Source organism: Paenibacillus sp. FSL R5-0810 (genome assembly GCF_038002285.1).
Lineage (GTDB): Bacteria > Bacillota > Bacilli > Paenibacillales > Paenibacillaceae > Paenibacillus_AQ > Paenibacillus_AQ lactis.
Window position 1 is genome coordinate 3,171,069 of record NZ_JBBOCF010000001.1, and the last position, 12,173, is coordinate 3,183,241.

At 54.3% G+C, this 12,173-nt stretch carries 10 protein-coding genes; all 10 read right to left on the reverse strand.

Features of this window, described 5'->3' with window-relative positions:
- Window positions 1-19: 19 nt before the first annotated feature.
- The 10 genes from MKX76_RS14420 to MKX76_RS14465 all read right to left on the reverse strand — a co-directional run bounded on the left by MKX76_RS14420 (window position 20) and on the right by MKX76_RS14465 (window position 12,103).
- Entirely contained in the window at window positions 20-979 is a 960-nt protein-coding gene (locus MKX76_RS14420; protein ID WP_341034026.1) for an ABC transporter substrate-binding protein, read from the reverse strand.
- A 69-nt stretch (window positions 980-1,048) separates the two neighbouring features.
- Window positions 1,049-2,668, reverse strand: a complete 1,620-nt coding sequence (locus tag MKX76_RS14425) for a helix-turn-helix domain-containing protein (protein ID WP_210095234.1) — start codon at window positions 2,666-2,668, stop codon at window positions 1,049-1,051.
- A gap of 386 nt (window positions 2,669-3,054) precedes the next feature.
- Window positions 3,055-3,864, reverse strand: coding sequence for an alpha/beta hydrolase (locus tag MKX76_RS14430; RefSeq protein WP_341034028.1), 810 nt, complete (start codon window positions 3,862-3,864; stop codon window positions 3,055-3,057).
- 77 nt (window positions 3,865-3,941) lie between these two features.
- Window positions 3,942-4,277 carry a cupin domain-containing protein gene (locus MKX76_RS14435; RefSeq protein ID WP_341034029.1) on the reverse strand — a complete coding sequence of 112 codons (336 nt, stop codon included), beginning with the start codon at window positions 4,275-4,277 and terminating at the stop codon, window positions 3,942-3,944.
- A gap of 370 nt (window positions 4,278-4,647) precedes the next feature.
- Window positions 4,648-5,916 carry an MFS transporter gene (locus MKX76_RS14440; RefSeq protein ID WP_341034031.1) on the reverse strand — a complete coding sequence of 423 codons (1,269 nt, stop codon included), beginning with the start codon at window positions 5,914-5,916 and terminating at the stop codon, window positions 4,648-4,650.
- Window positions 5,909-7,033 carry a hypothetical protein gene (locus tag MKX76_RS14445; protein ID WP_341034032.1) on the reverse strand — a complete coding sequence of 375 codons (1,125 nt, stop codon included), beginning with the start codon at window positions 7,031-7,033 and terminating at the stop codon, window positions 5,909-5,911. The genes MKX76_RS14440 and MKX76_RS14445 overlap by 8 nt, the downstream gene beginning before the upstream one ends.
- A gap of 17 nt (window positions 7,034-7,050) precedes the next feature.
- Complete coding sequence (locus MKX76_RS14450) at window positions 7,051-8,610, reverse strand: family 43 glycosylhydrolase (RefSeq protein WP_341034034.1); 1,560 nt, start codon at window positions 8,608-8,610, stop codon at window positions 7,051-7,053.
- Window positions 8,611-8,626: 16 nt separating this feature from the next.
- Window positions 8,627-9,505 (reverse strand): carbohydrate ABC transporter permease, encoded by an 879-nt coding sequence (locus MKX76_RS14455; protein WP_341034035.1) that lies wholly within the window; start codon window positions 9,503-9,505, stop codon window positions 8,627-8,629.
- 20 nt (window positions 9,506-9,525) lie between these two features.
- Window positions 9,526-10,485: an ABC transporter permease gene (locus tag MKX76_RS14460; protein ID WP_210095229.1), complete on the reverse strand. Its 960-nt coding sequence runs from the start codon at window positions 10,483-10,485 to the stop codon at window positions 9,526-9,528.
- A gap of 85 nt (window positions 10,486-10,570) precedes the next feature.
- Window positions 10,571-12,103 carry an extracellular solute-binding protein gene (locus tag MKX76_RS14465; RefSeq protein ID WP_210095276.1) on the reverse strand — a complete coding sequence of 511 codons (1,533 nt, stop codon included), beginning with the start codon at window positions 12,101-12,103 and terminating at the stop codon, window positions 10,571-10,573.
- Window positions 12,104-12,173 lie beyond the last annotated feature (70 nt).

Below are 12,173 nucleotides of genomic sequence, written 5' to 3' on the forward strand. Positions count from 1 at the left end.
GACACTTTGCCGCTATGCATTACTTCCCATTGCCAAGCAGCAGATTCGTCTGAATCTCCAATTGCTTCTCCAGCGAGATGAGATCGCCTGCCGAGAACTGATTGATATCCAATGTAAAAATGCGATTGTTTTTGTAAGCCGGAAGTGACTTCCAAATGGCACTCTCCATAATCTCCTTGGCACGTTCTCCTCCTCCGTCCGCATCGTAAACCGTCACGAACATATAATCCGCGGCCATTTCCGGCAGTGCTTCCAGGGAAATGTCCCGGCCGGCTCCTCCGTTGACGATATGCTCTTTCACGGCTTCCGGCGGCTGATAGCCAAGCCCCGAATAGAGGTTGCGGGTACCTCGCCCAAAGCTCTCACCTACGACCCAAAAATTTTTCGCCCAAATCTCATAGACGCCAACCGTTTCTCCTTCCTTCACGACGCCGGTAAGCTTCGCCCTAGCCTCTTCAAGCTTCTCCTCATAACGCCGAATGGCTTCCTCCGCTTCCTCCGATTTCCCGAGGATTTCTCCGAATTCACGCAGCTCGGCATAAATATCTTTAGCTCCCCAGGGAATTACAATCGTTGGTGCGATTTTAGCGAACTCCTCATAGTTTTTATCGGAAGGTCTAATGATGAGATCGGGATCAAGGGCTACGATTTTCTCAAGCGCTGCTTTATCGTCACCGATATCCTCGATTCCGTCGGTCAGATCCTGCAAAAAATACTGATTCAGGCTGGCCGTACCTGCGCCTACAGGCTTAACTCCCAAGGTTAGCAGATGGCCGAGATATTGCGTCGCGACAATTCGCTTCGGATCCTTCGGAATCTCGATCTCGCCCATGACCGTTTCATATTTACGTGTTTCCGCTGCTTGAGGGTCGCCATTGGCTTCGACATTTTCGCTTTGCTGCTGCGTGCCTCCGCAGGCTCCCAGCACAATGACCATACTTCCGACCAGAGACAACATCAATCCTTTAAGCAACCGCATCTTTAAACCCTCCACCTTATTGATAATGATTATCATTATTATCATGATAAAGGCAAGGATTGCACGAGTCTATTGCGTTCCGTAAGCGGTTCTATGGACATTTGTTAGAAGTTCCGTGAGTATAGTCAATTGCTGCTCCAAAGCAAGCGGATCATTATATTTAAACAGCTCCAAATCGAGAAAGAACACCCTCCCGTTTCGAACGGCAGGCAATCTTCTCCATTCTTTGCTGTTCATGACTCGTTCCGCATAGCCTGTACCGCCTCCACTCTCCCAGATGGTTACGAACATATAATCGGCGGCATACGCTGCCAGCATGTCCGGCGTTAGCTCCAAGCCGACCCCCTCACCTAATACATGTTCTGCGAGTGGCCCCGGTGGCCGAAACGAAAACGTCCGGTATAAATTGCGCAGGCCTCTGCCGTACGCCATATTAACCGCCCATATCCGATCCGCCCAAAACTCAAACACGGCTGCCGTAACATGTGAACCGATCATTTTGGCTACCTGAGCAGCAGCTAGTTCTTCCTTCTCTCTAAATCCATCAATCCAGCTCTTCGCTTCGCGTTCGCGATTGAGTGCTCTGCCTAATCGAAGCAGTTCGTCCAAGGTATCTTCCCGCCCCCAAGGAAGTAAAATAGTTGGAGCCAGCTGTGATAAGGGCTCGCTGTTCGGTCCGGATGTGACGATCAGATCGGGCTGCAACGATGATATCCTCTGGAGCGATCGAGCATCTCCTACGTCCGCTACATCCCCCAGCCTTCCGGCATAGGGGCGGGCACGCAGCAGATTGGTTGAAGTTCCTGCGGGCGTAAGTCCAAGCGCCAGCAAATGGCCCACATATTGCAGGGCCACGATACGTTTCGGACGCTGAATATAATCGCGAGGAGAGTAACCGAAATATTGCTTGAATTTCCGGCTTAAATATAAGCCGTCCTGATAGCCGATTTCCCTCGCGATTCGATCGAGATTACGATCTTCGCCGTTAAGTAATTCCTCCCTGGCTTTCTCCAGGCGGAGCCGTGTCAGGTACTCCGTGAAACCGGATCCTGTTGCTCTTTTGAACGATACGGAGAAGTGTTCCGGCGTTAGTCCTACCCTCTTTGCCATGTCGTTACGCGTAATCATCTCGGCGAAATGTTTCTCCACATAATCCACCGCAAGTTTCATGCGCTCCAGCCAATCCTGCTCGCGCTCCTCATCGTCGGTTGACTGCAGCAGCGTGCCCATCAGTTGTTTAAATACCGCATCTTTGCGAAGGTTGGCAGCTAGTCTCCCGCTGAGTCCGGGACTTTGCTTGAATTGGTATAGTTCTTGAGCAAGGACAAGAGCCTCGTGAGTAGCGGCGACGGGAAGCTTACCGGTGTCCATCAGTGCAGAGATTCGCTTACTGTATATGATACGGCTTGTTGTCTGCTCCTTGGACTCCCATACATCGTATTGCAATTCATAAAGCTCGAGCGGAACCGACGAGTTTGGCGTCCGGCGTATGTCGGCAATCGTCCCCGGCGGACAATAACAGATCGCCTTCGCTTTCAATCGATGCCTGACTCCATTCAAATACAAATCACCGGAACCTTTACTTACCAATAGCATGGTATGTGCTTCCATGAATCCGCCGGCAGCTTCTTCGGTATGACCAAGCTTAATATAGCGTACTCCAAACAGCGAATATTGCGTTTCTTCCATGCTGACGGCCCCCCTTCTGACGGTAACAATGTTTTATCCTATTATAGTCGGGGTGATAACCATTCTCAATTACAGTCCGGCATCTGAGTTATGAATGGCTCTTCCTTATTGAAGAATCGAGTAAGAGGGTTGGCTCCCCCCCGTCCTCTCACACCATATGTACATACGGGGCCGCACCACCTCGCGATGGACACCCTTGCCCTTGGCTAACGGTAATGGCGGGCGCTCGCCAGCCCCCGCTCGGGACATTCCCCCAAAAGATGACGCCCATGCTGGGCATACATTCAAAAGCTCACCCGAGCCAAGCAATCGGGTGAGCTTTTTGTTGGATAAAAGTCCGGCCTCTGGCTAAGAAGACAAGCCTAGCAAATAAGCCTTTAGCCGCCTTACCTTCCCGTAACAGCCGCTTGCGCCATGAATCCGATGCTGCGCAGCCAACCCTCGCACAGCTCCGTCCAGCGCGAAGCATCCGGCTCCTCCTCGGCTAATCCGAGGCCATGGCGACCGTGAGGGAAAACGTGCAGCTCAAGCGGAATTTGATGCTTGCTTAGGGCCCCAGCATACAACAGGCTATTCTCCACCGGGACCGCACCGTCATCCGACGTATGCCACAGAAATGCAGGGGGTGTTCCCGGCTTCACTGCGTGCTGCATGGATAGGGTTCGTCTCATCGCTTCGGACGGATGCTCGCCCAGCAGGTTATGTACGGAGCCCTCATGGCTAAACTCGTTAAACGAAATAACCGGGTAGCACAGGATGGACGCATTTGGACGGCTGCTCTGCCGCTCAACGGGATCCAGGGCCTCCGGATCTCCGGAATCGTGGTCATTGCTCGCCCAAGCCGCCAGATGCCCTCCGGCAGAAAACCCCAAAATTCCAATCCGTTCCGGGTCGATGCTCCACTCCTGGGCATGGTGCCTCACCAGCCGGATCGCCCGCTGTGCATCGAGCAGCGGATATGGATGCCGGTATGGAGCAACCCGGTATTGAACGACAAAAGCGGATAAGCCGATCGAATTCAGCCACAAAGCGACAGGCTCCCCTTCATGATCGGCCCGTCCCTGATAGCCTCCGCCCGGCAGGACAATCACGGCTCCTCCAGGATTATTCCTTTCCAGCAAGTATGGCTTCATATAAGGTTCAAACCGTTCCTCTGCCGACTCGTAACCCGGTGTTTCCTCTTCCCACAGCTTCATGATGGATGTCCCCTTTCAGCCTTCCATGTTTGGTATGCAAATCGTTTAACTGCATGCATGCAATGCTTGGACCGACTTCACACCCGAGGAGCTGTTGATTTCCCGAGAAGATCGGTTCGCAGCGGGGTGAACGTGTCTAGCAGCGCCGACGGCTCCAGCGCGATAACGCCATGCTCGACGCCGCCTGGAATAACGATGGTCTCTCCCTGACCGATGATGAAAGACTCCCCGCCGATGCGAAATTCCATCCGTCCTTTCAGACAATAGCTCATCTGTTCATGCGGATGGCTGTGCAGGGCTCCTTCGGCTCCCTTCTCAAAATGAACCTCCATCATCATCAGCTCCTTCCCGGGCTGAAACACTTTCCGTTTCACGCCGGGCTCGGCCTGCTCCCAGCTGCCGATGACTGCCATGGATCATTCCTCCTTTCGGGTCGTGATGGATACAATTTCAATGCGCTGAGGAGATGAGCAGCCTTGTCACCATAAACAACACTAGACTGCACAACATTTATCCGCCATCACGTCTTCCTGTTATCGAACGCTCGCCGTTTCGGACCGCTCATTTCACTGCATGCAGCATCGTACCTACTTCGGCGGGGAAAGCCTGAATTCCTATGAAGAAAACCAATTTTTCCGGATCGAATCCCATCTCGAACGTCCGCTCCTTAAGGCCTTGCCTCTTGCCAGTCTCCTGCCCCTAAATCCGCCCACTGCCCCGCACCCGCTGCAAGCCCAATCCCCTTCTGAAAACCGAACACTTCAACATCCATCGCCTTGCCCGTCACAGATCTCGATTGCGCTGGCCGGATACGGTGATCCGCATCGCTGGAAATACCGGCGACGCAAGCCAGCCGATGAGAAGCTGCAGCAGCGCGATAGCCATCAGCATCCAGGCAATCGGGCTGTCCGTCAGGGAACTGGAGATAAGCATGTATATGGCGACTCCGGTTCCGCGTCCGGCGTTGGTGAATATTTCACGCAGCACCACCGACTCCACCTTAAAATGCTCCTTCAGCGGGAGCTCTCCGCTTAGCTTGTAATAATGCGAGGTATAGGCGTTGTTTTGCAGCGGCTTTACGAGCGAGAACACCGCCATGAATAAGATGACCGTCCACAGCTGCACGCCCAAGAACAAGGGGATGACGCCTGCGATGAACCCGATCGCAGCTGCGGCCAGGTATAAATCGTTCCACTCGGCCCTGCCCCATCTGGCGAGCACCAGACCGGACAGCATCGTCACCCCCAGAAACGCCACGTTCATATAGTTGACGAAGGATTCTCTGGGAACGGCTTGAAACAGCAGAATCGCCGGAATATAGCCAAGAATGCCCTGCGGAAGGCCGAACAGAAACCAGCCCGCCAGTGACCGGCCGAAAGCCGGATATTTGCGCATCATCCTGAATGCGTATTTGAGGTAATAGGCTTTATGATGGGTCGCTTGCTTCTTCATTCTAAGGCTGTTTACCGATGCAAAGACAAACATAGCGAATGCAAGCAAATACACGTAGGTGTACCCCTGCATTCCCCCGGACCATTCCACCAGCGCGCCGGCTGCGGCAGGACCAGCGAGCATGGACAGGTTGGTAATGGTCAAGTTGACCCCGAGGTAGCGGTGGCGGTTGTCATGATCGGTTACATCATTGATCAGCGTAAAATGGCCCAGCCAGTAAAACGCAGTCGATATGCCTTTCAGAAGGGCAAACCCGACATAATAATTCGCCATCCGTTCGCCCGCGATCAGAATGCCAAGATAGAACAAGGCCGTCAAGCCGATTCCGAGCCGGTATGCCAGCAGCCGATCTTTAAGCTTGGCCAGCTTGCCAATAAATACGGAAGCTGCCGGGGCGGCAGCGAGCGTAATCAGATTAAACATGCCGTTTACCCATAGATCATTCGTGAGCCGCCACAAATACAGGTTGACGAGAATCGCGGCAAGGGCATTGCCGAATTGATAAATGCCGTGATTGAATAGAGTAACGCCCGCTTCGCTCGAAAGACGTCTTCTTTCGCTGTCTCGCCGAGCGCTCCCCTGCTGCAGAGTCCTATTCATCCGCGGCAATTTGACGGAGTCGGGGACTGAAATTCGCGGCCTGAAGCCCTGAGGCAGGAAGCCCGCTTAGCTCCCGGAGCGTGTAGCGGATCAGGATGGCCTGGGTTCCCGCATTCATGTCTCCTTCGACCTCCCCCCGGCCGAGGGGGACCGGAGGCGGCATGTCCGGATAGCTCTCCCCCGGCTTGACCTGGGCGACGTTCGGCGCCGGCGGCGAGCGATGCAGCTCTCGAGAGAAGCCGCCGTCCGCACGCTTGAGCCTCGCCATATTCCACAGCGTAATTTCCGCGATTTCGACCATTTCATCCTCAGCAATATCCATGTTCATCGATGACAGAAGACTGATCGGATTCCGGATATAGCACATATCCTCCGCCCTCTCGGTTCTCAGGATTTGCAGAAGCGAGCGGTAAATTTCCGGGACGCGCGGCAGCGGGATCCCAAACCGGTTATAAAACGTCAGCAGCTTAAACGTACCGGATATGCGGACATAGGGGGCGCCTTCGCCCCATAAGCCTGTGTCCGGATCCTGAATTTCGGCAAAATAGGATAACGCCACTTGGAGATACGTCTCCCTCTTCTCCATAGGCATTTGCACCAGGTACGGCGCCGAGTTGCACAGCCTGTCGCATCCGCGCCAGCTGTTCACCAGACTGATTGAGCGCAGCCAATCGTGATATGCCGCAGGGCTGCGGCAATAATCCGGTGCCGCCTCTTCGGAGCCCCCGGCTCCCGGCAGCGGATATAACGGGGCTGCCCCGAGCTTCCGGAGGGAACCGGCGCTGTAGCCGAGTGCACGTCCCACCATAACCTCATCTCGTCTCATATCCGGATTCGCATCATAGAAATAGCCCGTAACGGGATCCTGCTTCGACTGAAAGAAGCGGATCATGCGCCCCTTCACTTCCTCTGTCAGTCCCGCTGCAAGGCCGCAGCGCTCGATAATGCCCAGCGCTTGAGCCGTCGATTCGATATCCGGGGTGAGCCGGGGCGAGTTCCGGGAGCTCCGAGCATAATAGAAGCCGCCCGACTCGGGATCATATTGTCCCTCAAGCCATTCGAAGAAGCCTTCGAAGAGCCCGTCCCCGCTCTCTAAAATGTCCTGTAACCGCTGCATGCCGCCACCTCCTCCCCTCATTGTCCGGCTGTCCATGCTTCTGCTTCATACGAAAAGTTTCGAAAGATTGCCTTGCCGGCCCCGGCGACATCCAGCCCGATGCGCAGGCTTTGGAAGCCGCCGAGCGTATTATGATGCATGCCCGACACTTCTACCGTCTTGTCGTATCGGAACCATTCCGCACCATCAGAGCTAAAGTAGAAAGACACGATATGCTCGTCATTGACGATGCGCAGAAATGCACGTCCTCCTCCGGTCGGGATGACCGCATAGCTCTTGAACGACCGGAAATGCCGAACCCCCTTGGCGCTGATCCCGATGCCCAGACAGGCCGATTCGTTGTAATATAGCAGCAGCCGGCCCTCGGCATCCCCTTCCACGGCAATTTCCACCTGAGCCGTATACCGCTCATGTCCCGGCATGAAGAAGAGCGGCGACCGTTCCGCTCCCTCAGCCGTTCCTTCTGCCGTCAGGCCATTAGGTCCGGTGCGAAATCTGGACGATGGCGCGCAACCCTCGCACTGCCAGTGCAGCCCGAGCTCCGCCTCGTTCAGCGAATCGAGGAATACCTTTTGCGGCGGCGAGCTGACACCCCTGCCCCTGCCAGCCACTCGAAACCAGCCGTCAGCGGACCATTCGACGCGCTCCAGCAGGGTCTGGCGGCCCAGCGTATGGTAGCCGTTCCTGTACGCATGATAGACCATCCACCATTCACCGTCCGGCGTATCAATCAAAGAGGCGTGCCCCTTGGACCACCACGGTTCTTCCTTCGACCACGTGCGGATAATCGGATTATAGGGGGAATGCTCCCATGGTCCCCATGGCGTTCTCGATCTCGACGAAACGGCCATATGGCTGGTCGGCGGTCCTGCCGTTCCGCCAACCGCCACCGTCAAGTAATAATAGCCGTTATGGCGGGTCACCTTCGGCCCTTCCAGGCTGTACGCCTCCACCACCCAATCCTGCGGATACCTCCAGCCGTCATACACTTGCTTGACCTCGCCGATGACCGACAGCCCGTCGTCCGACAATGCCGCGAACGCTCCGCCGGACATGTGCAAATACCTTTTGCCGTCAGGTCCCACCGTATGTCCGGGATCGATCCCTCGAATCCCGAGACATACCGGCTCGCTCCAAGGCCCGGCCGGGTTAGAGGCGGTAACGACCCAATTGGTTCCGCCTGCAGGATAATAGATATAGAATCTATCGTTATGCATCACGAAATCCGGCGCCCATACATCCCCCGCATACCGGGTGAGGGCCGCACCGACGCGGCGCCAATTCCGCAGATCCCGCGAGTGCCAGATGATGAGCCCCGGCGTCAGCTTATATGATGAATGGGTCATATAGTAATCATCGCCGACCCGGATGATCGACGGGTCGGCATAGTTGCCCGCGATGATCGGAGCATAAAGCCCGGCATCCGAGTCCTGGAGCACGGCATTCTCGTGAACGGGATCTTGGGGTACAGAGTCTTGGAACACGGCATCCTGACCGGATGCATCGTCCAGCTCCGAACGGGCCGGCCTGTTAAGGCCATACCCCTCATCGCGTGATTCTGCTTCTGCATGCGTCATGCTTCTACACCTCTTCTTATCCCTTGATGGAACCAAGCAGCGCCCCTTTGGCAAAATGCTTCTGCAGGAACGGATATACGCATAAAATCGGCAGCGTTGCCACAACGATGACCGCCATCTTCACCGTTTGCTCCGGCGGACGAACGATGTCCTCCATGCCGGAGGTGTCCGCGGCCAAGCCGCTGGCCAGGATGACGATTTGCCGCAGGATGACCTGCACCGGCCATTTGGCCGCATCGTTTAAATACAAAATCGCCTGCATATACGTATTCCAATACGTAACGGCATAAAACAACGAGATGGTTGCAATGGCCGGCATCGATAATGGAATGACGATCCGGACCAGAATCCCCCAATCGCCCGCCCCGTCAATCTTCGCGGATTCCTCCAGCCCCTCCGGCAAATTTTGAAAGAAATTCCGCATAATGATCAGGTTAAAGGCATTGATGGCGGACGGGACGATCAGCGCGGCATACGAATCGATCAACCCCATCTCCTTAACGACAAGAAACGTCGGAATCATGCCGCCGCTGAACAGCATCGTGAACAGCACCATGAACATGATGAAGTTGCGGCCGTCCAGATCCTTGCGGGATAAACCGTAAGCCATGAGGCAGGTCAGCAGCATGCTGAACAGCGTGCCGAAGAATGTGACGCCCACGGATACGCCAAGCGATTTGAAGACCGTATTGGTTGAAAAAATATATTTGTAGGCATCAAGCGACCATACGGTTGGAAAAAGGACGAACTGCTTCTGCGCCAGCTCCGTCACCGTCGTGAACGAACCGGCGATGACGTGAAGGAAAGGCAAAATCGTAACCAGCCCGATGATCAGCAGCAGCGTATAGTTGACGAAATCGAAGATACGGCTCGAGATCGTTTTATCTTGGACCATAGCGATCAACCTTTCTCGTATTAGTAGATTCCTTCTTCTCCGGCCTTTTTGGCCAGCCAATTCGCCAGCATGACCAGGATCAGGCCGATCAGCGATTTGAAAAATCCGACCGCCGTGCTGAAGCTGAATTGTCCCTGCTTAAGACCGGCCGTATACACATACGTATCGAATATCTCCGCCACATCCCGATTCATCGAGTTCAGGAGGAGATAGATATGTTCGAACCCAAGCTCCAGTACGTCCCCGATTTTCAGGATCAGCAGGACGACGATCACGCTGCGGATCGAAGGGAGCGTAATATGCCACATTTGCCGGAAACGGCTGGCACCGTCTATCCGGGAAGCCTCGTACAATCCGGGATCGATCGCGGCCATGGCAGCCAGATAGATGATCGTCCCCCATCCGGCCTCCCGCCATATCACCTGGACGATATACATCGGCCTGAACCAATCGCTGCTCATCAAGAAGTTAATTTTGTCGAAGCCGGCCATGACCAGCAGCTCGTTAATGATCCCGCGGTCCATGGACAGCATAACGAACGATATGGATACGATAATGACCCAGGACATGAAATGGGGAATGTAGACCAAGGTTTGGATAAACCGTTTAAACACCTCGCGCCGCACTTCATTCAGCATGAGGGCAAGAATGATCGGCACCGGAAAATAGAAAAGCAGATTCATAAAAAACAGCAGCAGCGTATTGCGCAAAATCGTAAAGAACATCGGCTCGGTAAACAGCCGCTCGAAATGCTTGAGCCCGACCCACGGGCTGTCCATCACGCCGAGATAGGCCTGGTAATCCTGAAATGCGATAATCAATCCCGACATCGGAATATACTTGAAGATCAAAAAGTATAAAAATCCGGGAACAATCATGAGATAGATCGCCCGGTTCTTCCATATCCTTCTCATTCGTCCGGAATCCGGCTTCGTCTTGGCGCCTTTGCCCATTCCGGCCCGCACGGCGGTTTCGCTCATGACTTCGACTTCCTTTCTGTCCCCGGTTTAACTGGAGACTGCATCATCTGCAGTCTCCCTGCTTCCGGGATGGTGGCATGTTTCGTTATTTGGATGCTTCATACGATGCGTTATATTCGTCGATAATTTGCTGTCCGCCGCTCTTTAGCCAATTATCGATAACGGCCTGGAAGCCCGCTTCATCAATATCACCCAGCATGAATTGGTAAGTTCCGTCTTTAATCATCTCCTGCAGCTGCACGCCCTTCTCATTAAACGTTTTGGAATCCAGCGCAGCTGACGGATCCTCGATCAAGTAATCGTTATTCTCAACGATCAATTCCTCCGATTTCGCCTTGACCGGGAGAATGTGCTTCGCTTCCAGGAAGCCTTCAACCGTTAACGGTCCTCCGACCTGCATCGCCTGGTAAGGCTTGACTTCACGGTCTGTCAGCTTCGTGTCCTCCGAAGGAATGACCTTGCCGTCTTCGATCTTATGATGCTCGCCCTCTATGCCCCAATAGATAAGGTTTCCGAGCTCCGTGCTCATCAGCTGATCCATGAAGGCAAGCACGCCTTTCAGCTCCTCTTCGGATTTGATCGCGGTTTTCGGGAAGAGGATAACGGAGCCGTATCCCGGAACGGACCAGATGCCGAAGCCGTTAGGACCGCCCTCGATCTTGTTCTGCACATCCAGCTCGGCATTCGGGTTAACCTCCACCACTTTCGGATGCAGGCTGGATACATCGCCCATCGCACCGATGTATACCCCGGCCTTGCCGGTAATCAGCAGATTCTGCTGGTCCGTTTTGCTCGTCACCGGGAAGTCCTGATTGATCAATCCTTCCTGATGAAGCTTCTTGAAAAATTTCATCGTTTCCATATACTCCGGAAACATGAATTCAGGTGCGAGTTTGCCGTCCTTCTCTCCCCAGTTGTTCGGCGTTCCGAACCAGGAGCTGATCGTTTTGAAGGCGCCGTAGATGAGGTCGTTCCGATCCGTCAGCGGAATCGTATCGTCCTTGCCGTTGCCGTCCGGATCATTCTCCTTGAACTGCTTCAGCATATTGTAAAATTCGTCGATCGTCGTTGGTGTCCCGAGCCCGAGCTTGTCAGCCCAGTCCTTGCGGTAGATAATGCCCTGCCGGGAGAGCGGAACCTCGCGGTACAGCGCGTATATTTTGCCGTCCACGGCCGTATTCTTCAAGACATCCGGTTTCAGCCTGCTGAGATTCGGGTATTGGTCCAGCAGAGGTCCGATTTCCCAGAATTGGCCGTTCCGGATTGCATCCCGCATATTGACGAGGGAAGCCGCATTCTTTAGATAGGTAACCTGAGGCAGCGTTCCTGTCGCCAGAGAAGCATTTACTTTTTCGTCATACGTTCCGTCCGGCACCCACTGGATCTCCAGGTTCGTATTCGTTTTTTCCTCAATGATTTTCTCAATCTTGTCCGAAGGAACTTCCGGCGTGTGGAGGTTGGCCATGATGGAGATGGATACCGGACCCTTCGCTTGTTCGCCGCCTGCAGGCGTTTCGCCGTTCTGACTGCCCGTTGCTGTTGAGCCGCCGCCGCAGCCTGCCAATACCGCTAAAGCGGTTACAATTGCCAGTATGGTACTGGCTTGTTTCTTTTTCATCATTTTGACCTCCGTTTTTAAAATTTCAATTTGGGCTGGCATGAACAGCTTAACGGAGGGATGGCGGGTA